Source organism: Roseibium aquae, from assembly GCF_008711285.1.
GTDB classification, from domain to species: domain Bacteria; phylum Pseudomonadota; class Alphaproteobacteria; order Rhizobiales; family Stappiaceae; genus Roseibium; species Roseibium aquae.
In genome coordinates this window covers 199,321-219,985 of sequence record NZ_VXDC01000005.1, presented here as the reverse complement: position 1 = coordinate 219,985, position 20,665 = coordinate 199,321, and the positions used below count along the sequence as shown (strand labels likewise).

Annotated in this window: 19 protein-coding genes and 1 tRNA gene; 7 read left to right on the top strand and 13 right to left on the bottom strand. The window is 58.3% G+C overall.

The window, feature by feature from the left end; all coding sequences use genetic code 11:
• Nucleotides 1-213: 213 nt before the first annotated feature.
• Nucleotides 214-4,335, top strand: coding sequence for a PAS domain-containing protein (locus F0184_RS09865; protein ID WP_150496011.1), 4,122 nt, complete (start codon nucleotides 214-216; stop codon nucleotides 4,333-4,335).
• 8 nt (nucleotides 4,336-4,343) lie between these two features.
• Here F0184_RS09865 and F0184_RS09860 read toward each other — a convergent pair whose 3' ends face one another.
• Complete coding sequence (locus tag F0184_RS09860; RefSeq protein ID WP_150496010.1) at nucleotides 4,344-5,129, bottom strand: ion channel; 786 nt, start codon at nucleotides 5,127-5,129, stop codon at nucleotides 4,344-4,346.
• A 246-nt stretch (nucleotides 5,130-5,375) separates the two neighbouring features.
• On the opposite strand from F0184_RS09860, the gene F0184_RS09855 reads away from it, so the two are divergent.
• Nucleotides 5,376-6,137 carry an SDR family oxidoreductase gene (locus F0184_RS09855; protein ID WP_150496009.1) on the top strand — a complete coding sequence of 254 codons (762 nt, stop codon included), beginning with the start codon at nucleotides 5,376-5,378 and terminating at the stop codon, nucleotides 6,135-6,137.
• Between the two features lie 27 nt (nucleotides 6,138-6,164).
• Here the strand turns inward: F0184_RS09855 and maiA are convergent, their stop codons facing one another.
• Complete coding sequence (gene maiA, locus F0184_RS09850) at nucleotides 6,165-6,815, bottom strand: maleylacetoacetate isomerase (protein WP_150496008.1); 651 nt, start codon at nucleotides 6,813-6,815, stop codon at nucleotides 6,165-6,167.
• Nucleotides 6,816-7,186: 371 nt separating this feature from the next.
• On the opposite strand from maiA, the gene F0184_RS09845 reads away from it, so the two are divergent.
• Both F0184_RS09845 and F0184_RS09840 read left to right on the top strand, forming a co-directional pair.
• Complete coding sequence (locus F0184_RS09845; RefSeq protein WP_150496007.1) at nucleotides 7,187-7,753, top strand: peroxiredoxin; 567 nt, start codon at nucleotides 7,187-7,189, stop codon at nucleotides 7,751-7,753.
• A 9-nt stretch (nucleotides 7,754-7,762) separates the two neighbouring features.
• Complete coding sequence (locus F0184_RS09840; protein WP_208998411.1) at nucleotides 7,763-8,365, top strand: hypothetical protein; 603 nt, start codon at nucleotides 7,763-7,765, stop codon at nucleotides 8,363-8,365.
• Here the strand turns inward: F0184_RS09840 and F0184_RS09835 are convergent.
• Together F0184_RS09835 and F0184_RS09830 are read right to left on the bottom strand one after the other, a co-directional pair.
• On the bottom strand, nucleotides 8,359-8,853 hold the full coding sequence (locus tag F0184_RS09835) for a DUF302 domain-containing protein (protein WP_150496006.1): 495 nt from the start codon (nucleotides 8,851-8,853) through the stop codon (nucleotides 8,359-8,361). The genes F0184_RS09840 and F0184_RS09835 overlap by 7 nt on opposite strands.
• 94 nt (nucleotides 8,854-8,947) lie before the next feature.
• Nucleotides 8,948-10,102, bottom strand: coding sequence for a YeeE/YedE family protein (locus tag F0184_RS09830; RefSeq protein WP_150496005.1), 1,155 nt, complete (start codon nucleotides 10,100-10,102; stop codon nucleotides 8,948-8,950).
• A 238-nt stretch (nucleotides 10,103-10,340) separates the two neighbouring features.
• Between F0184_RS09830 and F0184_RS09825 the strand changes: the two genes are divergently transcribed.
• Nucleotides 10,341-11,723: a tetratricopeptide repeat protein gene (locus F0184_RS09825; RefSeq protein ID WP_150496004.1), complete on the top strand. Its 1,383-nt coding sequence runs from the start codon at nucleotides 10,341-10,343 to the stop codon at nucleotides 11,721-11,723.
• A 130-nt stretch (nucleotides 11,724-11,853) separates the two neighbouring features.
• Nucleotides 11,854-13,050: an OpgC family protein gene (locus F0184_RS09820; RefSeq protein ID WP_150496129.1), complete on the top strand. Its 1,197-nt coding sequence runs from the start codon at nucleotides 11,854-11,856 to the stop codon at nucleotides 13,048-13,050.
• Between the two features lie 214 nt (nucleotides 13,051-13,264).
• Here the strand turns inward: F0184_RS09820 and F0184_RS09815 are convergent, their stop codons facing one another.
• Nucleotides 13,265-13,549: a BQ00720 family protein gene (locus tag F0184_RS09815; protein ID WP_208998410.1), complete on the bottom strand. Its 285-nt coding sequence runs from the start codon at nucleotides 13,547-13,549 to the stop codon at nucleotides 13,265-13,267.
• Nucleotides 13,550-13,574: 25 nt separating this feature from the next.
• Entirely contained in the window at nucleotides 13,575-14,003 is a 429-nt protein-coding gene (locus F0184_RS09810; protein WP_150496003.1) for an Hsp20 family protein, read from the bottom strand.
• 81 nt (nucleotides 14,004-14,084) lie between these two features.
• On the opposite strand from F0184_RS09810, the gene F0184_RS09805 reads away from it, so the two are divergent.
• The gene (locus tag F0184_RS09805) at nucleotides 14,085-14,444 is read left to right on the top strand and encodes an MmcQ/YjbR family DNA-binding protein (protein WP_150496002.1); all 360 of its coding nucleotides are present in this window, start codon (nucleotides 14,085-14,087) and stop codon (nucleotides 14,442-14,444) included.
• Here the strand turns inward: F0184_RS09805 and F0184_RS09800 are convergent.
• The 7 genes from F0184_RS09800 to F0184_RS09770 all read right to left on the bottom strand — a co-directional run bounded on the left by F0184_RS09800 (nucleotide 14,434) and on the right by F0184_RS09770 (nucleotide 20,448).
• Nucleotides 14,434-15,516, bottom strand: coding sequence for a sn-glycerol-3-phosphate import ATP-binding protein UgpC (locus F0184_RS09800; protein WP_150496001.1), 1,083 nt, complete (start codon nucleotides 15,514-15,516; stop codon nucleotides 14,434-14,436). The genes F0184_RS09805 and F0184_RS09800 overlap by 11 nt on opposite strands.
• A gap of 7 nt (nucleotides 15,517-15,523) precedes the next feature.
• Nucleotides 15,524-16,366: a sn-glycerol-3-phosphate ABC transporter permease UgpE gene (gene ugpE, locus F0184_RS09795; protein ID WP_150496000.1), complete on the bottom strand. Its 843-nt coding sequence runs from the start codon at nucleotides 16,364-16,366 to the stop codon at nucleotides 15,524-15,526.
• An 11-nt stretch (nucleotides 16,367-16,377) separates the two neighbouring features.
• Nucleotides 16,378-17,259 (bottom strand): ABC transporter permease subunit, encoded by an 882-nt coding sequence (locus F0184_RS09790; RefSeq protein WP_150495999.1) that lies wholly within the window; start codon nucleotides 17,257-17,259, stop codon nucleotides 16,378-16,380.
• 119 nt (nucleotides 17,260-17,378) lie between these two features.
• On the bottom strand, nucleotides 17,379-18,689 hold the full coding sequence (locus F0184_RS09785; protein WP_150495998.1) for an extracellular solute-binding protein: 1,311 nt from the start codon (nucleotides 18,687-18,689) through the stop codon (nucleotides 17,379-17,381).
• 524 nt (nucleotides 18,690-19,213) lie between these two features.
• On the bottom strand, nucleotides 19,214-19,642 hold the full coding sequence (locus F0184_RS09780) for a YqaA family protein (RefSeq protein WP_244299096.1): 429 nt from the start codon (nucleotides 19,640-19,642) through the stop codon (nucleotides 19,214-19,216).
• A 183-nt stretch (nucleotides 19,643-19,825) separates the two neighbouring features.
• Nucleotides 19,826-19,901: transfer RNA gene (locus F0184_RS09775), tRNA-Ala, on the bottom strand.
• Between the two features lie 151 nt (nucleotides 19,902-20,052).
• Nucleotides 20,053-20,448, bottom strand: coding sequence for a TIGR02300 family protein (locus F0184_RS09770; protein ID WP_150495997.1), 396 nt, complete (start codon nucleotides 20,446-20,448; stop codon nucleotides 20,053-20,055).
• Between the last annotated feature and the right edge of the window lie 217 nt (nucleotides 20,449-20,665).

Here is a 20,665-nt window from a genome sequence, read left to right as displayed (position 1 = left end):
CGGCAGGAATACACTCCGGTCCTGCGGCGGGTGGGGTTCCGTTATCTTGGGAACGCCCGAGCAAAAATTCAATACTCCATTGTAAATATTACTTATTAAAGAGACATAAGCAACCGGCCCTGTGAAATAAAAAACAGATGACCAATCAACAAAAATAGAATTTTAACACAATTCAACACAGTATCTCGTCATTGTTTCGGCGAGTGAGTACTGATGACAATCCATCTCGATCGCATCGACGATTTTGTTACGCCGAACTTGGATCCCGCCCGATTGTTGCGCGGCCTGTTGGCCGCTTGCGACCATGGTGTCGTTCTTGGCGATGCAGACACCCTTCACATGATCAATGGCGCAACCTGGGCTGTTCTGGGTATCGACCGCCCGAACGCCGCTCTCGATCCCAAGGGATTGGACTTTTCTACGCTTCTGAACATAGCCGTCGTGCTTGGTGCGTTTCCGCAAGGGGCTGTGGATCGGCTCCTCGAAGCCTACCGGAATCTCTGCACGGATGGCACCGGGTTCTCCATCGAGGTTGTTCTGGAGACCGACAAGATCATCGCATTTGCCGGCACCGCCTTGCCAGATGGCCTCTTTTCGATTGCATTGCATGACGTCACAGAGGGACACGGCCGGGATGACAAACTCGAAACCGCATTGACGCAAGCCAGCCTCGCCAAGACGGCGCTGGATCATTTGACGAATGCGGTCAGTATCAAAAACGCCCGTCAGGAATACATTTTCGTCAACGATGCTTTTTGCCGGCTACATGGAACCGAGCCTGCGGCCTTGCTCGGGAAAACCGGAAAAGCGCAGCCCCACACCAAACCCAATGCGGTGACGATCAACGCGGAAAAACGCCTCTTGGAGACGGGTGAGCCACGGGAGTTCACACAAACACTGGATGGCCCGGATGGCCAACCGCTGTTCTTGAACACCTCCAAGACGTTGATGAAAACGGGCAATGGCGATGCGTTGATTTTGACGGTTCACAACAACATCACACCACTGAAGCTCAAGGAAAGTGCCCTTTCCAAGGCTCTTCAGAAAGCTGAGTTGTCGGAGCAGGTTCTTGAGCAATTAAAAACACCGGTGATCGTACGGGATGAAACGCACACCTGCATCATGATGAACCAGGCCTATGCGGATTACTTCGAGATTGACCGGGCAGCCTTGATCGGACGGCAGGGCTACGACTTTTTGCCCACCGCTCTCGCCGAACGCATGCGGGAGTTCGACCAAAACGTTTTGACAACGGGCAAAACACGAGAGGATGAAAACACCTATCTTCGCGGGCAGGGAGAGCAGCTTACGACAGTCACCCGGAAGGGGCTGGCGCTCGTCGCCGGACACAAACCTTTCGTCGTTACTTCCGTCAGTGACATCACCCGCTACAAACGCCAGCAACAAAGACTCTCCGAGGCATTGGAGCGCGCGCAACTTTCGGAACTCGTTTTCGATCAGTTGAGCTTGCCCCTTCATGTCAAGGACCATCAGCTCCGTTATGTATTGGCCAACAAGGCCTATCTGGAATCTGCCGGGCTAACCCGCGAACGCCTCATTGGCTGCAAGGCAGATGATTTTTTCAAATCCGGCGTCATGTTGGACCGGATCACGCAGTCCGACTTGGCTGTGATGCGCTCCGGGCTTGCGCAGGAGTTTGAAGACGAACTGACAAAACCAGACGGAGCTGCGATGCCTGCCCTCGTGCGGAAGGGGCTGACCCGCACGGATCAAAACAGGGAGTACCTGGTCACTGTTTTCACAGACATCACGCGCCTCAAGGAAAAGGAAAGCCAGCTGAAAGAGGCCTTGCAGATGGCTGAGCTCGCCAAGCATATTCTGGACAACCTTGGAAATCCGGTCGTCGTCAAGGACAGTGCGCACCGGTATGTCATGGTCAACCATGCCTTTTCGGAGCTCTACGGCCTGCCGATCAGCCAGATAATCGGTTCCACGCCAGATGCAATTCATGAGCCGGAACGCGCGGGCCGCATTCTCGATATCACGAACGAAGTGCTGCGAACCAGACAACCGATCGAGCAGGAAGGCACCTTTGTCCGCAAGGACGGAAAGCCGCTTTCGCTTCAGAACCGCCACAGCTATCTCCGGACCCGCGAAGGTGAGTTCACGATCACAATTTTGAACGACGTGACCCGGCTGCGCCGCCAGGAAACGATGCTGAAAGCGGCCCTCGATAAGGCCGAACTGGCTGCCGCGGTGCTCAACCAGTTGACCAACCCGATCATCGTGAAGAACGCCGAGTTGACCTATGTGATGGCCAATGACGCCTATTGCAGGCTCGTCGAGCGCGATCGCTCGAGCTTTTTAGGCCGGCAAGTGGAGGAGATTTTCCCGTTTTTCGACACCGCCGCCCTCAACACCCGGGACCGGACCGCCCTTACGACGGGAGAGATCTTGGAAATGGATGAAATCCTCTCATTTCCGGGGGGACGGGAATACGCATCCATCACACGGAAATCCGTTGCAACCACAAAATCCGGCGACAGATATGTCGTGACGGTTCTGAACGATGTCAGCAAGCTGAAAGAGCGGGAAAGGGCCCTTCAAGAGGCCCTCCGCCGTGCGGAATTGGCACAACTTGTTCTCGACACAGTCCCCAATCCTGTTTCCGCGAAGGATGCGCAGTTCCGCTATGTCCTTGTCAACACGGCCTATAGCGGGCTGTTCAATCTGGACCGGGAAGCCCTGATTGGGCGAACCTCCCATGAATGTCTGCCGACCGAAGCGGCCCGGATCGCCGAGAACATGGACCAGGCCGTCCTCGAAACCGGCCGGCACGTGAGAACCGAAGAGCTGATCGACCGCCAAGCAGAAGGGACCTTCCGGGCCGCGATATCCAGCAAGACCCTTGCCACGACGGACAATGGCGACCGTTACATCGTGGGCGTGATCACCGACGTCACGGATTTGAAGCAGAGAGAACACGAATTACAAGATGCCCAACGGCTTGCAGAAGAACGAAACCTCGTGCTTCAGCAGACGAAATCGCGCGCCGAATTCGACAGCCTTCACGACCCGCTCACGGGCCTCCCGAACCGGCGCTATCTCGATCAGCGGCTGCAGGAATGGCGAGAGGGAAGCCGCGAAAAGGAACTGGCGCTGCTGCAGATCGATCTGGACCGCTTCAAGGCCATCAATGACACGCTGGGACATGCGGCCGGGGATTACATTCTGCGCCATGTGGCTCAAGTGCTTCGGGAAAACTGTGCGGAGGACGATTTCATCGCCCGTATCGGCGGGGACGAGTTTGTCGTCTTGCGGGAGTCGACGGTTGCCCGCGAAGAACTCGAGTTCCTGGCCGACCTGCTGATTTCCGAGCTGAGCCGGCCCGTGCCTTATGAGAATGAGCTTTGCCGTTTCGGTGCAAGCATCGGCATTGACATTGGCATCGCCAGCATGGGCGAGGACATCAGCAGCCAGCCGAGCGATCCAGCGAGACTCATGATGAACGCTGATATCGCACTTTACCGCGCAAAGCGGCAGGGCCGCGGACGCTTCACCTTCTTCTCGCGGGATCTTCAAAAGGAGATCGAGCGCACAAAACGGATTTCGGACGATATTCTGGACGGTTTGGAAAAAGGCGAATTCTTCCCGGTCTACCAGCCGCAGTTTGACGCCAAATCGCTTGAACTCATCGGTGTGGAGGCTCTCGCCCGCTGGAAGCACCCGGTTCTTGGCGTTCTGTCCCCGCCGTCGTTTCTCGCGGCCGCCAAGGAATTGGGAGCCGCCGATCAAATCGACCAAACGATCCTGGAAACGGCTCTGGAAGACATGCGCCGCTGGGATCGGCAAAATGCCCCCATTCCGCGAATTGCCGTCAATGTGTCCGCGCAGCGCGTGGCCAATCCGTTTTTGATAAATCTTCTGAAAAAACTCTATATTCCCAATGGCCGCATGGCCTTTGAAGTGCATGAATCGACCATGCTCGACCACACGAACGAAGAGCTCAAGGCCCGGATCCGGGAGATTGCCGACCTTGGAATCGACATCGAGATCGACAATTTCGGGACCGGCCAGTCTTCGTTTTTGGGAATGTGGTCGGCGTCGCCCAGACGGGTCAAGATTGATCGCGAACTGGTTCACCCCATCGCCCGTTCCGAAGACCACCGGAAGCTGCTGCAGGCCGTCATCGATATGGGCCGCTCCATCAATCTCGAGGTTGTTTCAGAAGGGGTCGAGACGATGCAGCACGTCAAGATGCTGCGGGACATGGGCTGCGATGTGCTTCAAGGTTATGCCCTCGCCCGGCCTATGACCAGCAAAGAGCTGGTCGAGTTTTCTCTCGTCAATCAGAGGCTGGCAGCCCGCGGCTGATTAGCGGATCAGAGCCATTCCCCTTCGGTGGCGATGTTCAGTACACGCCCGCAATGCTTGCAGTGCACCGCATCCGGATCGTGCCGGTTCAAACCGCAATCGGGACAAGCCACCTGGACTTTCGCGGGACGGAAAATGGTTTGAACCAATCGGAGAAACAGGGCGACGCCGAAAATCATGATCAAGACGGTCATCAGGCGTCCCGTCGTATCGGTCATCGTAATGTCGCCGAAACCGGTCGTCGTCAGGGTCGTGACCGTGAAATACAATGCATCCAGATAATTGTTGATACCCGGGTTCCGATCGTTTTCGACCACGAAGACCAGAGCGGTCACGACGAAAACGAAAACGAAAAGATTGATGGTCGATTGAACGATGTCCTCGTTACGGCGGAACCACCCCACATGTTCGCGAAGTTCCTTCAAGAGATGATAGGAGCGCATGAGGCGCAACATCCTTACGACCCGCAAGAAGGCGAGGTTTTCGAGAACCGCCGGCAACAACAGGGACGCCAGAACAACCAGATCGGCCAAGGAGCTGAAGCTTGCCAGGTAGCGGAATGGGCGGGGGGAGGCCAGGAGCCGGGCGAAGAAGTCCAGGCTCAGAACGGCGGCGATCGCATAGTCCGCCCCGTGGTTGATACGCTCCGGATCAATCAGCGGCGCGACCACGAAATAGGCAATGGTGACGATATCGAACGCAAGCAGTGTGTAACGGAAAACATGCGAGTACAGCGATTGCCCGAAATAGAGAGTGCGCAAACCGGCACGCAAACGGGACGTAGTGTCTTTCATATCGGATCCTGTCTTTAGAATGTGCAGGCCTTGTCCAATTGAGTGCCGTCTGTCCGGGTCCCGGAATTCCAAGGGCAATTTCCAGTCTCCGGGGAGGTTGCTCGTCTTCGGGAAACGGCTTGGCGCCGCTAGCCTCTCCCAACTGCGTCTGGTGAGCTCGAGCCTATTTATTCCCAGCCGCCGAGGCAATAAGGTGCGGCCTCATTCCGCCCTTTGGCTCGACAGACCCTTCGAGGACTTTCAAACATGTTTCAACTACGGGGAAAATCCGCTCTGATCACCGGTGCGAGTCGCGGCATTGGTGAGGCTGCTGCCCGCAGTCTTTCCAAATACGGCGTATCGGTCGTCCTGGCCGCACGCAGCACCAAGGTGATTGAAGCGATCGCGGCGAGCATTCGCGATGCCGGCGGTGAAGCGAGCGCCATCTCTTGCGACGTTGGCCGCTATGATGATGTCGAGGCAGCTGTGCGTCTGTGCGTGGACAATTTCGACGGCATAGACATTCTGGTCAATAATGCGGGGGTTATCGAACCCATCAGCCGGATCGAGACCTCGGATCCCGATGACTGGGGCAAGGTCATCGATATCAACGTCAAAGGTGTCTATCACGGTCTACGCGCCGCAGCGCCCTTCATGCTGGAGAAAGGCCTTGGCACCATCATCAACATCAGTTCCGGCGCAGCCACAGGCGCGCTGGAAGGATGGAGCCATTATTGCGCTTCAAAAGCGGCTGTGCTGTCGCTGACCAAGTGCGCGGACAAGGAGTTCGCTGAAAAGGGCATTCGCGTCATGGGCCTAAGCCCTGGAACAGTGGCCACGGACATGCAGGTCCAGATCAAGCAATCGGGGATTAATCCGGTCAGCGAACTCGATCCGTCAGTGCACATTCCAGCCGAATGGGTTGGCGAGGCCATCGCGTGGCTGAGCACTGAGGCCGGCGATGCCTACAAGGGCATGGACTGTTCCCTTCGGGAGGAAACAGTGCGCAAAGCCGTCGGGCTCATCTGATTGCGTCCATGGCCAGACCGGCGCCGTTCATTCGGCGTCCGGCTGGACGGATGGGGCCGCGTCCCGAAACGCCGGCAGTTCCATGCAGGCATCGTGGATCGCCTGAACCGTGGGGAACGCACTCATATCGACATTGAACCGCGCATTGTTGGCCACCTGAGCCACCAGGCATATGTCCGCGAGACCCGGCGCCGACCCAAAGCAGAATCGGTCCCGCTGCGGGCGTTGGCTCAACTGTTTTTCCAGCGGCTCGAAAGTGGTTTCGACCCAATGGCGGAACCACCCTGCGATCGCCGCGTCATCGGCGCCAAAGCAGGTGCGGAGGTGGTTCAGCACCCGCAGATTATTGATGGGATGAATATCGCACGCAATCATCTGGGCAACCGCCCTCACCTTGGCGCGCAGGATCGGATCGGCGGGCAGCAATGGCGGCTCCGGCATCGTTTCCTCGAGGTATTCAATGATCGCGAGCGATTGGGTGAGAACGGTGCCGTCGGGCAACTCAAGGGAAGGAACCAGCCCCTGAGGATTGAGCGTGAGATAGGCAGGCGCCCGCTGTTCGCCGAGCCGCAAATGATGCGCCCGATAGTCAGTTTCCAGGTTTTTGATGTTCAGTGCGATGCGGACCCTGAACGCTGTGGAACTTCTGAAATATGAATGCAGTAATGGCTTTGACACCCATGCCTCCTCACCTGTTTTCCGCATGTTAGTTTCAACTGAAACCAATTGCAAAGCCATTGGCGGCACCTGGACAAGTGCCCCGCTCAAGTCAGCCGGCAAAAACAAAAGAGGGCCGCGATGCGACCCTCTCATGAGATCCTAGTGACCCGGTGCCCGGATCAGATCCCGGCGAAACTCATGCTGAAAGAGGCTGCTCCGTCACCATCAGATTCCGCCCAGACCCCAGGGCCACACTCGGAAACTCACTAGACATGGGATCACCTCCTTTCTTGCCGTTGACAATTGGGTATTAGATAACGCGCGGTGACAGCCAGACAAGCACAAAAGCTGGTCAGATCCTGACCGATTGATAGGCACGAGGAAAAGATATGGACCCGGTTCAAACCGTTGATTGGTCGATGCTTCCCGCCCCACACGACGACGGGGCCTGCGACCACCTCACACAATTGCGCCTGCCGTCCATCCAACTGCCGGCGACCGTCGGCGGTCCAATAGACCCCGGCCAGCTCGACGGTACGGTCGTCATCTATGTTTATCCGATGACCGGACGGCCCGACCGGTCCTTGCCGTCAGGCTGGAACGACATTCCCGGCGCACGCGGCTGCACACCGCAGTCCTGCGCCTTTCGCGACCATTACCAGGAACTGCGCTCAGCGGGGGCAACCCATGTCTTCGGTCCGTCCAATCAATCGCCAGAGGATCAGCGCGAAGCCGCTGACCGGCTCCACATGCCCTTTCCCCTGCTCTCGGATGCGGACGGACAGTTCGCCGGCCAGCTCCGGTTGCCTTCATTCGAGGCAGACGGACAACGCCGCCTGAAGCGGGTCACCCTCATCACAAGAGACGGCGCGATCGTGAAGATCTTTTACCCCGTGTTTCCGCCTGACCGGAATGCCGAAGATGTGCTGAACTGGCTCAAACAGCAGGAGGCATGACCCGCAGCCGTGCCCCTGCCGACATCCGCCCCCCGAAACTGCAACCGCCCCCTGGAGGGCCTGAACTATTCTGCGCTCCGCCCTTTCGCGAAATGGCAGGGCGCACATCTGGAAGCCGCCATCGGCGGCTGGCTGCAGCTTGAACCGCTCCACCTGGAGCTTGCAACACTTGCCCTCGACGAATTGACCCACCGGGGAGCCGATCTCAATGCGCGGATGAAATTCGCACGGGCCAATGTCGAGCCGGTGGCCTGGCTGACCCAAGCCCGGCAGGCAGTGCTGGCCGGGTTTCCTGAAACTGTTTTGGAAAAGTCCGGTACCGGAACGGTCTATGTTCTCCTGCGCAGCGGCTATACCCGGGAAAACGGTTTCTATGGGGCCTATGTCGGCTCCACCCGGAAGTCCCTTGACCAACGATTCAGGGAACACGCCAAGGGCGGCGCCAAAGCCGCTCGCGGCTTGGCCCGCTATGCAATCGAACCGCTATATTCGCTTTGCCTGCCCCTCAATCCGGTTCCGGCCCGCCGCGCTAAACTCGAAGAATGGGAAACCCGGCTGCATGAATGCCTCGCCCCGATCGTGCCCAAGGTCACCGGCGATGTGGCCTATTGAGCCGTGGCGGTGGCCCGGCTCGCGATCGCCGCGAATACCTCATCCAGCTCCCGGGCAAGGGCTTCAAGGGCTTCGCCACCCTCCCCCAGGTAAGGTTCAAACACGAAGCTCGGCGTCTTCCAGGACAAGGTAGCTGTACCGTCACCGTTTTCAGTTACATAGTACCGGATCGGGGCTTCGATCCCGGCCGCCATGGATGCGTCCAGCATGCGCCGGGCGTAATCGTTGCGATAGACACCGAAAACGCGGTTTCCGGGAATGGTGACACCGTTCATCCGGGCACCGTCAGATGCGCTGGCCTGCGTCACGAGCAGCATGCCTTCGGCCTGGATGGCAACTGTCAAACGCTCGACGAGCTCCCCATATGCGGTATCCGTTTGAACGATCCGCCAGCCGGTCCGCGGCTCCAGAGCCTGGGGCTGGGCGGAAAGACCGAAACAGACCAGGATTGCGGCCAGATACCGGATGACTTTGTCGAAACTCGGCATGCACCACCTCCGAGGGTTCACGACGACGCTTATATCCTGCAGCCAAGCTCACTGTGATCTCACATTGCAGTGCAAGGCATGCGAGCCAATTGCGTCAGCCCATCCCGAGCTTCAAACGCACGCGCGTGCCGACCAGGCTTCCAGCAAAACCGAACAGCAGCCAAAGCCAACCGTGCATGGAGCCCGAGACGATGCCGCCGAGATAGGCTCCAATGTTGCAGCCGAAGGCCAGGCGCGCGCCATAGCCCATCAACAGCCCGCCAACGACGGCGGTCAGAAGATCGCGTCTCGAAAGATGCCAGACCGGAGCGAACTTCCCGGCAAGGGCCGCTGCCGCCATCGCACCGAAAATGATGCCGAAATCCATCACGGAGGTGGTGTCGCGCAAGACCGAGTTTTCCAGGGCCGCCGTCTGCCATGTCCAGTAGGGCCAGGTTTCGACCGGAATGCCAACTGTCTGAAAGGCCTTCGCGCCCCACAAGGCGAAAGCCGATGTGATGCCCCAGGGGCGGCCGACGACGAGAAAGGTCAGAATTCCGACAATCGCCAGCATGACCGCCCCGAGCACCGGCGACCAGGGCCCTTGCAGGATGGATTCGGTTCTGCGCGCGGGCAGCAGACCGCCGTGGGCCTTTTTTTCAATCCGCATCGTGATCCAGGCAATCGAACCGAGGACAGCCGCCGTCACCAGAAAAGCCCAGTGCGGCCCGATCTCCTTGACGAGCGAGTAGGGCTCAAGGCTCGGAAGCTCATTCCAAAGATGAAGATGCGCCGTGGCCAATACCGACCCAAGGATGAAGGCTGCAAGGGTTATCATCATCCGCGTCGAACCGCCTCCGGCGGTGAACAACGTCCCCGATCCACATCCCCCACCGAGTTGCATGCCGAGCCCGAACATGAACGCGCCCAGCGCCGCGGCCACACCGAACGGAAACACGAAAGCCCCCGTTGGCCAGCCAAACTCAGCCCCCCACGCGATCAATGGAAAAGACACCGCGCTTGTCATGAGAATCAAGAGAAACTGGGCGCGCAAACCCGTCCCCTTTTTCTCGGTTACAATATGACGCCAGGCGGCTGTGAAGCCGAAACTGGCATGGTAAAGCGCCACGCCTGCCAGGCCCCCGATGAGGACGGCAAGGGCCTGCCGCGTGCCGGCAACCGAGTACGCACCGGCGCAAACCAGGGCCAAGCCGAGCAGCGCACCGGAGAGAACCACTTTTTGGGAGACATCAATCGAAGCTGTTTTCATGGGTTACGCTTAGGCGTTTGCGGCGGCTCAGACAAGAAACGGAATTTCGCAAATAACATCCAACGAAGAACCCCTTTTTGAAAGATCGATGCGCGGCGCAAAGGAACACAATGGAAACACCATTTTGTGTTCTGGAGTTCACACGCTGGTCGCCCGCATTCGGCGTACATTCCTGTAAGTGATGGATCAGGGCGCCCGGATCCGCATTCCTTTCAAAAAGTTGCAAAAAGGCTGACCCATGCGTCTGACCGATCAGTTCGGATATGAAGTGACAGTGGCGTCCGAGGCTTGTCTTGAAGCCTGGAACGCCACGGTGCTGGCCTTCCTCGCTCACAGCAAGCATACGCCGGTGAAACTGGACGCTGCGTTGCAGGCCGATCCCGACTTCGCCCTGGCACAGAGTGTCCGCGGCCTCTTTTGCCTGTTGCTTGGACGCCGCGAAATGTTCGCGGCCGCAAGAGACTGCCTGACAACCGCCCGACGGGCCGCCCTCGAGCGGGATGCAACTCCGCGCGAACAGGCTGTCATCGAAGCGCTGTCGGCTTGGCTGGACGGGTGGCCGGCGCGCGCGGCCGATCTCCTCGACGCAGCCTTGGTGTCCGCACCCCGTGACGCGCTGCTGGTGAAGCTCGTCCATGCGATCCGTTTCGTTTTGGGAGATGCACGGGGAATGCGGACTTCGATCGAAACCGTGTTGCCCGCCCATGACCCGACCCTGCCTACCTATGGCTATATGTTGGGCTGCAAGGCGTTCTGCCTTGAAGAAAACGGCGAGTACCGCGCGGCTGAAGCTTTGGGGCGGCAAGGTCTTGAGTATGCGCCCGATGATGCATGGGGCCTTCACGCGGTCGCCCATGTGCACGACATGACCGGACGTTCGGAAGAGGGCATCGCATGGCTGGAACGCCACCCGGACGGCTGGGCCCATTGCAACAATTTTGGATACCATGTGTGGTGGCACCTCGCCCTCATGTATCTTGACCAGGGTGATATCCAGCGCGTCATGGCGCTGTACGACAGCGAAATCCGCCTGGACAAGACCGACGATTATCGAGATATCTCCAATGCAGCCTCCCTGCTGGCCAGGCTGGAACTGGAGGGAGTGAATGTCGGTGCCCGCTGGGAAGAACTGGCACTTCTGTCGGACAAAAGAGCTGAGGACGGCTGCAACGTCTTTGCCGACCTGCACTACCTCCTGGCGCTCGTGAACGGCGGCCGGCGGATGGGAACCGAACGGCTTTTGGCCAGCATGCAAAGGCAAACCGAAGCTGGAGGGGACCTCGCACCGGTCTTCGAAAAAGCGGGCCTGCCTGCCGGCCTTGGCCTGGAGCAATTCAGGCTTGGCAATTACGGATCGGCTTTCATGTATTTGAGGAAAGCCCGAGCGGACCTCCCGAGGATTGGCGGTTCACATGCCCAACGCGATGTCTTCGAGCGATTGACCATCGACGCGGGCATGCGCGCCGGTCTGTTCGAGGATGCCAAGGCACTTTTGCAGGAAAGGGCCCGCAAACGCGGTGCGGTCGACCGGTATGCGGAACAACGACTGGAGGTCTGCGAACGGATGCGCCGTGCATCCCGGGTGATGGAAGACGAACGGCTGCGGGCGTCCGCAAGCTGAGATAGGATATGGCGTTCGGGACCGGGATGTCCGGCCCCCGACACAAGATCAACAAGACAGTCCCGTGACAGCGCAAACTCTACCAAAACGCCCCCGTGACCCCCGCCTCGACTTCTTCCGCGGGCTCGGGATGTTCATCATCTTCATTGCCCATGTCCCGCACAATTGGTGGACGCTTTGGATCCCGGCCCGGTTCGGCTTTTCCGACGCGACGGAGATTTTCGTTTTCTGCTCGGGCATGGCCTCTGCAGTGGCTTTCGGAAAGATCTTCGACACCCATGGCATCGGCATGGGCGCCGCCCGGATCCTGCACCGGATGTGGCAGGTGTATTGGGCGTTTATCGGCCAGTTCCTGATCGTCGCGATCGGTCTTGTAATCGTGACGGACAGCGGATTCTTGTACGACTGCTGCGGCTTGACGCAAGACTATGTGGTGTCGCTCAATCTGCGGCATTTGTTCGACAACTCCGCGGTCGCGCTGACCGGACTGATGAGCCTTACCTGGGTTCCGAACTATTTCGACATCCTGCCGATGTATATCGTGATCCTGGCACTGATGCCGCTGATCATGATCGCCGCGCGGATATCGGTCTTCCTGGCATTTGCGGTGTCAATCGGGCTCTGGGTCGCCGCGCAATTCGGTTATCTGGATTTACCGGCAGAGCCCTGGTCGGACCGCTCCTGGTTTTTCAATCCCTTCGCGTGGCAGCTTGTCTTTTTCACCGGCTTTGCCTTCATGCGGGGCTGGTTGCCGGCACCGCCCGTGAACGGACCACTGATTGCGCTGTGCTTGGCGATCGTGATCGCGAGTGTTCCCTTCGCCTACTACCGGGTGTTCGGGGACGAGCATCTCAATTGGGTTTGGGCCTTCGAGATTCGCCAGGCGATTGAACCGCTCTGGATCAAGACCGAATTCGGGCTCTTCCGCTATATTCACTTTCTGGCCCTGGCCTATCTCGCTTGGGCTGCTGCCGGCAAACAGGGCCGCTTTCTTGTGGGGCATGGACGGTTGTGGAGCGGCTTCGTCCGAGTGGTCCAGAAAGTCGGTCAACAATCCCTGCCCGTGTTTCTGGCGAGCCTGGTGATCGCACAGGCCTTCGCGATCCTGCGGGACATGGTCTGGGGAAGGGCAGAATGGACCTTGCAGGCCTTGACCAATATCGCCGGCTTTGCGGCACTGATCGCCGTGGCCTATATCGCGGCGTGGTTCAAGGGGCATCCTTGGCGCAAAGCGCAACCGGGGCATGACAGCGTCCGGCCCACGGGCTCCGGCCGGCGCGCCCCAAATCCTTCCACACCGCAAGGCCATGCCGCCGAACCGGCATAGAACCGAAAAGGAAAGCCCCGGCAGCAGCCGGGGCTATGCCCCTGACAAGTGTGCGGGCCGGGAACCCTTTAAAGCCTCAAAAAAACCGGTTCCGGACTGGCGCCCGACAGCTCAGATCAGAGGGGGCTTGATCGGAACCGATTTCACGCGCCAAGCTGATCGCTTCTTGGTTGGCCGCGCATCTTTGGGCGCTTCAAACAAAACGCCCGATGGGTTAGTGAACGCTCACCATCTGGAGTTCGTTTTCCCATGCATTCTCCAGAACCGCCTGCGGGCTGTCGGCCAGAATGATGGGACTGCCATCCGCATTCAACAGCGCATAGAGCTGCATGGACTTGTCAACCGGCGGGACCCCGGGGAAGAGTGTTGCAAGGTCAGCGGCGCCGATCTTCCGCATATAGGCCACTTGACCGATGCCGAGCTTTGTCAGGGCATCCTTCGTCATCTTCGCCGAAGGCACGCGACGGCTACCGCCGGCGGGCGGATTGAGTTTGTGCATCAGTGTTCTCCGTTGGTTCTTGGTATCAGCCGTTGCTGGTGATCTCGATTTTCCGGATCACCCTTTCCGGCTCAGGACGAGCGAGGTCGATGGACAAAAGGCCGTCCTTCAGGTCCGCGCCAAGGATCTCGATCCCCTCGGCCAAAACAAACGCGCGTTGAAACTGGCGGGCGGCGATGCCCCGATGCAGGTACTCGCGCGACTTGTCGTCGACCTGACGTCCACGGATCACAAGCTGGCGCTCTTCAACGGAAACATCCAATTGGTCCCGCGTGAACCCGGCAACGGCCAAGGTGATGCGAATGACATCCCCCTGGTTTTCCAGCTTCGGCAAGCGTTCGATATTGTACGGCGGATAGCCGTCATTTGCAGCCTTGGAAACGCGGTCGAGCACGCGCTCGATGTCGTCAAACCCGAGCATAAACGGGCTGGAAAACGCTGACATGCGTGTCATCCTCAAAGTCCTAATATAGCGACCTTTTTGCCCGGACCCTGCAGCGGCATCCGGACGGGAGACGTGTCCCTGAAGAACAATATGGCGACTGCGCCGCGTCTATTCAAGAAGCTGGCCGTTGGGCGAGAACAGCTTGCGCTCCTCCTTTCGGTGGCGCAGTGTGGCGGCACGTCGGTTACAAAAGTCGGCGGCAAGATCTTTGCCCTGTGTTCGAGCGGGCGTACCGGCTCTTCGGACAAGATATCGTTCAAGCGCCCGGATCTCAGCTACGCGATGCTGATCGATCAAAATGGTTTTTTTCCCGCGCCTTATCTCGCGCGATCGAAATGGATGCCGGACGAAAAGAAAGCCGCTCACGCAGGGCGGAGCGGCTTCCTGAGCAGCCGGACGCCCCCTCGTCGGACGCCCGGCCTTGCTCTGTTGCGGATCTTCAGCCTGTGAGCCTCTGGCCGTTTTCGGGGTCGAAATAGTGCAGATTGGCGGGGTCCGCCGTCAGTTGGAGCGTCGACCCGGGCTGATGACGGGCATGGCTCGACACGCGAATGACGATTTCTGGCCCGCCATCGGCGAAGGACGCATATACAAAGCTTTCAGCGCCCACCGGCTCCAGAACATTGACCGTGGCAGTGATGGACAAATGACCGTCCGGGACCGTTTGACCGTCGACGACGTGAAGATGTTCGGGCCGGATCCCCAGTTTATACGCCGGCTTGCCGTGCGGGTTCGGAGCGGACAGTCCGGTTCCTTTTGCCAGGCCGAGACCTGCTTCCCCGGCTTTCACCTCCAGAAGATTCATTGCCGGTGATCCGATGAAGCTGGCCACGAAGGTTGAAGCCGGATTGTCATAGACCTCGATGGGGGACCCGATCTGTTCGATCTGGCCCTTGTTCAAGACAACCAGACGGTCGGCAAGGGTCATGGCCTCCAGCTGATCGTGCGTGACATACACGCTGGTCGTGCCGAGGGACCGTTGCAAACGCTTGATCTCCACGCGCATCTGCACGCGCAACTTGGCATCTAGGTTCGACAATGGTTCATCAAACAGGAACGCGGCCGGCTCGCGGACGATGGCCCGGCCCATTGCGACACGCTGGCGCTGGCCACCGGACAAGGCCCGCGGCTTCCGGTCCAGGTACTCGCCGATTTCAAGGATGCGCGCGGCCTCCTTCACCCGCCGGTCGATCTCCGCCTTCTTCATCCCGCGGTTCTTCAGACCGTAGGCAAGATTGTTGTAGACCGACATGTGCGGGTAAAGCGCATAGTTCTGGAACACCATCGCGATGTCCCGGTCGGCCGGATCCACATTATTCACGAGCCGGTCGGCGATCTTGATCTCACCGGTCGTGATGTCTTCGAGCCCGGCGATCATCCGCAGCAATGTGGATTTGCCGCAGCCCGAGGGGCCGACCAGAACGATGAACTCGCCATCCGCAATATTGATCGAGACACCTTTGACCGCCTCGACATCCCCGGCATAAACCTTACGGACTGTATCGAGAGTAATCGTTGCCATTGTTTCCTCACTTGTCGCTCTCGACGAGCCCTTTGATAAACCAGCTCTGGAAGATCACGACTACGATCACGGGAGGAAGCATCGCAATGATCGCGAGCGCCATGGCCTCCTGGTAATCGGGAATCTGCGACCCCACCCAAACTTGAAGAATTTGGCGAATGCCGCGCACCAGCGTAAAGAAGCTCTCGTCCGTGGTGATCAGCGTCGGCCATAGATACTGGTTCCAGCCGAAGACAAACATGATGATGAAGATCGCTGCGATCATGGTCTTGGAAAGCGGAACCAAGATGTCGATGAAAAACTTCCACGGGCCGGCCCCGTCAATGCGGGCCGCCTCGAGAAGTTCGTCCGGAACCGACATGTAAAACTGCCGGAAGAAGAAGGTCGCGGTTGCCGAAGCAATCAGCGGCACAATCAGGCCGGAATAGGTGTTGACCATGCCGAGAGACTGAACAATCTCGTAAGAGGGCAGGATGCGGACTTCGAGAGGCAGCAGCAGCGTGGAAAAAATGATCCAGAAACACAGGCTTCCGAGCGGAAACCGGAAATAGACGATCGCATAAGCAGCCAGCATCGAGATCACGATCTTGCCGATAGCGAAACCGAGCCCGAGGATGAGGGAGTTCTGCAGCATTACCCAGCCGTCAACCTGCTTGGTAAAGCCGCCGGCCTCGAACATCACCTTCCGATAGTTTTCCACCATCTGGTCGCCCGGGGTGAACTGAAGGCCGGACCGGAAGATCGTCAACGCATCATGGGTCGAGGTGATGAAGGCCAGCACCACGGGGGACACCATGAACAGCACCCCGAGGATCAGGATCAGGTGATCTGACAGCTTAAGACGGTTCATGTCCCACCCCTCTATGTGTAGTGAACGCGCCGCTCGATAAGGCGGAACTGAACGATTGTTAGGATGAAGACAAGGATCATCAGAATGACCGACTGGGCCGAGGACCCACCCAGGTCGTTGCCCCGGAACCCATCGAGAAACACCTTGTAGACCAGGGTAACGGGATTGTTCCCAGGTTCCGCCTTCACGATCACGTCGACAATCCCGAACGTGTCGAAGAACGCATAGGTGATGTTGATGATCAGCAAGAAGAATCCGGTGGGCGCAAGGAGCGGAAAGGTGACCGTCCAGAACCGGCGGAACCCAGACCGGCAGTCGATGCTTGCAGCTTCCTGAACCGACTTCGAGATGCCTTGAAGTCCGGACAGGAAGAAAATGAAATTGATCGGGATCTGTTTCCAGACCGACACGATGATCATGGCTGTCGCAGTGTCATAGTAGTTCACCCCAATCTGCATTTGCCAGCCGAACAGCGCAACGAAGTCGACAATCGGCCCGACATGCTGGTCGAACAACAACAACCCGATGAGACCCGCCACGGGCGGCGCTACGGCATACACCCACATGAGCAAGGTTTTATAGGTCGACGCGCCACGCAGCACCTTGTCCGCCTTCACCGCGAGCAAGAGGGCGATCGCAAGGGAAAGAAACGTCACGAAGAACGTGAAAACGGCCGTAAACCGCGCAGTTCGGCCATAGTCGGAGGAGGTGACCGTATCGACAAAGTTGTCGAAGCCGACGAAGGTCGATCCAAAGCCGAACGGGTCTTCCAGATAAAAGGAAGACCGCACCGCCTCGGCAGCGGGCCACAAGAAAAATATACCGACAATCGCAAGCTGCGGAAACAGCAGCAGGTACGGCATGGAGAGCGAAGTGAACTGAACCTTTTTCATGACCGGGTCCGGCTTTCGGCGTTTGCGCCGTCAACCGACAACGCAAATGGACAAATGGGCATGCGCCCTAAAAAGATGGGGGCGCAGGCGCGCCCCCATGCATTCGATAGAACCAAAGCTTAGTTTTCGATGGTCTTGGCGAACCGCTCGAGAAGACGGTTGCCCTCTTCCTCAATCGTGGCGAAGGCTGTTTCCACGTCGGTTTCACCGGTCAGGATGCGGCCATACTCACGGTTCATCACGTCACGGATCTGGACGTAAAAGCCCATACGGTAGCCCTTGGTCCACTCACCGCCCGGAAGGGTTAGCTGCTGGATACCAACCTCAGCGGCCGGGAAGCGCTCATAGTGGCCGTCTTCTTTGGCCAGCTCATAAGCAGCGTTGGTGATCGGCACATAGCCGGTGTCACGGTGCCAGGTGTACTGGACTTCCGGCGAGCTCAGGTATTCGAAGAAGGACGCAACGCACTTGTTCTCTTCGTCCGGCTTGCCGGACATGGCGAACAGGGCTGCACCACCGATGAAAGTGCCGGTTCCCGCACCCTCAACCGCATCCCAGTAAGGCAGGAACGTCGCGGAAAATGGGAATTCAACGGTTTGCTGGATGCCGGCGAAGGACCCGGAAGACCCAAGCCACATGGCAACCTTGCCTTCATTGAACGGGGTCTGGTTGTCGCTCCAGCCAGTGCCGTACCAGGCGAACAGATCGTTGTCGAGCCACTCTTTAACAGCGGTAAAATGCGCCTTGATCGGCTCACCGAAGATCAACTGTGTGCCGGTGGCGCCGTCGTAACCATTGTTGTTGGTCGCGAACTGGAGGTTATGGCGGGACTTGAAGTTCTCAGTGAAAATCCACGGCAGGTGGGACTGAGCCAACGGCACATAACCGGCTTCTTTCAGCTTGGGAGCGATTTCCTGGAACTCTTCCCAAGTTTTCGGAGCCTCAACACCGGCCTTCTGAAGGGCTTCCTCGTTGGTGTAGAGGATCGGCGTGGACGAGTTGAACGGCATGCCGATCATCGTGCCATCGCTGTCTGCGTAAAAATTCCGCACACCTTCGATATAGTCGTTGATGTCGAACTCAACACCAGCCTCTTGCAGAATGGTCTGAGCCGGGATCACAGCGCCCTTGGCACCGATGATGGTCGCGGCACCGGCGTCGAACACCTGAATGACGTTCGGCTGCTCGCCAGCGCGGAATGCGGCGATGCCTGCTGTCAACGTGTCTTCGTAGCCGCCCTTGTATGACGGCGTGATCACGCACGCGTCCTGCGACGCATTGTAGGCGGTTGCCATTTCATTCACGGCGTCGCCAAGCGCACCGCCCATGGCGTGCCACCAGGAGATTTCGGTTGCTGCGTAAGAGACCGTTGAGGTGCCGAGCAGGGCAGCTGCGGCAACGACGCTGGCGACAGTTTTGCGAATAGCCATTTCATTGCTCCCAAATCGCGGGGCGGGTTCCCCGGTTTCATATGACTGACGTTTAAGCGCCCCATAAACAGGGGTGCCCTTCAGGTTTTGAATTGCCCGAAACGTTCTATTTTTTTCATATGAACATCTTATGTCGTTCATGTGAACGTTTTACAACACGGAAATGCCCAGGAGGAAGATTTTCAACCCAGTCCTGTGGCGGCTTCCGGACACGGCGCGAGCCCTTTCTCATCCCGGCGCATGACCGCAGTTCTTGTTCAAAACCGTTATGAATCCGGGCTTCCCGGCCCCGCTCATCCAGAGCCTGTTCGCTTCAAAGCGCCCTTTCGTGGCGCAGCGAGCAGCGTGATCGGCTCCAGATTGCCGCATCAGAGTTCATATGAACATTGGATGACGGGCCTCCCGGCCATGTCGTAGAGGGAGAGTCTTGGGAAAGCAGCGCCAGTATCACCGCCCCATTGCAACCTGCCTGACCGTCAGATCGCACCGGACCGCTTGAACCGAAGGACGATCAGGGGCCCGGGTCAGAACAGAGACGCCGCCCAAAGCACGGTGACGTAGCGGGCCGTTTTCGCGAACGCGACGAGCAGCAGGAAGCGCCACAGCGGCTCTTTCATGACACCGGCAATCAGTGTCAGCGGATCCCCGACCACCGGCACCCAGCTTAAAAGCAAGCTCCAGTAGCCGAACCGGGCATACCGCCTCCGCGCCGCCGCGATCTGGCTTGGCTTGAACGGAAACCAGCGCCGGTCCTGAAACCGGGCAAGGCCTTGCCCGAGCCCCCAATTCACGACGGATCCAAGGGTGTTGCCGAGACTGGCCACGGCGAGAAAAAGCCAAGCCTTGTCAGGGGACCGTGTGGCCAGAACCGCCAATCCCAATTCGGACTGAGCGGGAACCAGTGTCGCAGCCAGGAAGGCCGCCAAGAACAGGGCAAGGCTTTCAGATGCCACGCGATCTTCCCACTCTGAACCAAGGAATGCGGGACGAAAGAGCGATGATGCCTGCAGCTGGGATTTCAACCCGGCGCCGCCCATGCCGGACGCGAAACCAAGGATCAAACCGGTTCATTCGCGCAGACAGCTCCGCTCTGGACTAATGCCAAAGATCAAATGGTAACCGGTAAATGGTGGAAGTGGTGGAGCCAAGGGGAGTCGAACCCCTGACCTCTACAATGCCATTGTAGCGCTCTCCCAACTGAGCTATGGCCCCGAACCATGTTCACGACCGGCTTGGGTCACCGGTCTTGATGGAGGCGGAACATAGTCAGCCCGCCTCCAATGATCAAGCAGAAAATGTCGCAAGTTTCCAAACGCTTTGTGGATATCAAAAATCCACATAATACGAATGGAAAAACAAGAGTTTAGCGGTCCGGATCCTCGTCGATTTCCACACGAATTCCAGGAACGTCGTCTTCGCTTTCATCATCTTCGTCGATGAAGACATCGTCCGCTTCCGTGTCGTCGTCGTCGATCTCGACCTCATCGTCCTCGAGATCCGGCACATCATCGGACACACCTTCGGCTTCCGAATCCGCTTCGTCGAGGGTCACGATTTCGGGCGCATCGACGTCCACGTCCTCGTCATCTTCGTCCTCGATTTCCTTCGCGGCCTTGGCCGCCTTGGCTGCACGGGACGTCATGACGACCTGGAAAATCGTGCCGCATTTTGGACAAGTAATAGGATCCCGGTTCAGATCGTAATATTTTGCGCCACAGCTCGGGCACAGTCGCTTTGTGCCAAGTTCAGGTTTTGCCACTGTGCTTACCCTTCGATTGCTTTCGATTGTTTTCGTGATTTGCGGCGCCCCTTATCGCCAAGATCGCCGGTCTGTCAAAGCAAAAACGCGCCGTTTCGCTCATCCGTCATCTGTTCTGCACGCCTCCACCGAAATTTCAAGGCATGAAGCAGATGACGCGCGCTGATCCACATGATACGAAATGACCCCTTTTTTGGCAGACAAATCGTTGGAACCC

Bases quoted from the DNA above. Each gene is read 5' to 3' on its own strand.
- F0184_RS09865 (WP_150496011.1), top strand. From the start codon at position 214: ATGACAATCCATCTCGATCGCATCGACGATTTTGTTACGCCGAACTTG.
- F0184_RS09860 (WP_150496010.1), bottom strand. From the start codon at position 5,129: ATGAAAGACACTACGTCCCGTTTGCGTGCCGGTTTGCGCACTCTCTAT.
- F0184_RS09855 (WP_150496009.1), top strand. From the start codon at position 5,376: ATGTTTCAACTACGGGGAAAATCCGCTCTGATCACCGGTGCGAGTCGC.
- F0184_RS09845 (WP_150496007.1), top strand. From the start codon at position 7,187: ATGGACCCGGTTCAAACCGTTGATTGGTCGATGCTTCCCGCCCCACAC.
- F0184_RS09835 (WP_150496006.1), bottom strand. From the start codon at position 8,853: ATGCCGAGTTTCGACAAAGTCATCCGGTATCTGGCCGCAATCCTGGTC.
- F0184_RS09830 (WP_150496005.1), bottom strand. From the start codon at position 10,102: ATGAAAACAGCTTCGATTGATGTCTCCCAAAAAGTGGTTCTCTCCGGT.
- F0184_RS09825 (WP_150496004.1), top strand. From the start codon at position 10,341: ATGCGTCTGACCGATCAGTTCGGATATGAAGTGACAGTGGCGTCCGAG.
- F0184_RS09820 (WP_150496129.1), top strand. From the start codon at position 11,854: ATGTTCATCATCTTCATTGCCCATGTCCCGCACAATTGGTGGACGCTT.
- F0184_RS09815 (WP_208998410.1), bottom strand. From the start codon at position 13,549: ATGCACAAACTCAATCCGCCCGCCGGCGGTAGCCGTCGCGTGCCTTCG.
- F0184_RS09810 (WP_150496003.1), bottom strand. From the start codon at position 14,003: ATGACACGCATGTCAGCGTTTTCCAGCCCGTTTATGCTCGGGTTTGAC.
- F0184_RS09805 (WP_150496002.1), top strand. From the start codon at position 14,085: ATGGCGACTGCGCCGCGTCTATTCAAGAAGCTGGCCGTTGGGCGAGAA.
- F0184_RS09800 (WP_150496001.1), bottom strand. From the start codon at position 15,516: ATGGCAACGATTACTCTCGATACAGTCCGTAAGGTTTATGCCGGGGAT.
- ugpE (WP_150496000.1), bottom strand. From the start codon at position 16,366: ATGAACCGTCTTAAGCTGTCAGATCACCTGATCCTGATCCTCGGGGTG.
- F0184_RS09790 (WP_150495999.1), bottom strand. From the start codon at position 17,259: ATGAAAAAGGTTCAGTTCACTTCGCTCTCCATGCCGTACCTGCTGCTG.
- F0184_RS09785 (WP_150495998.1), bottom strand. From the start codon at position 18,689: ATGGCTATTCGCAAAACTGTCGCCAGCGTCGTTGCCGCAGCTGCCCTG.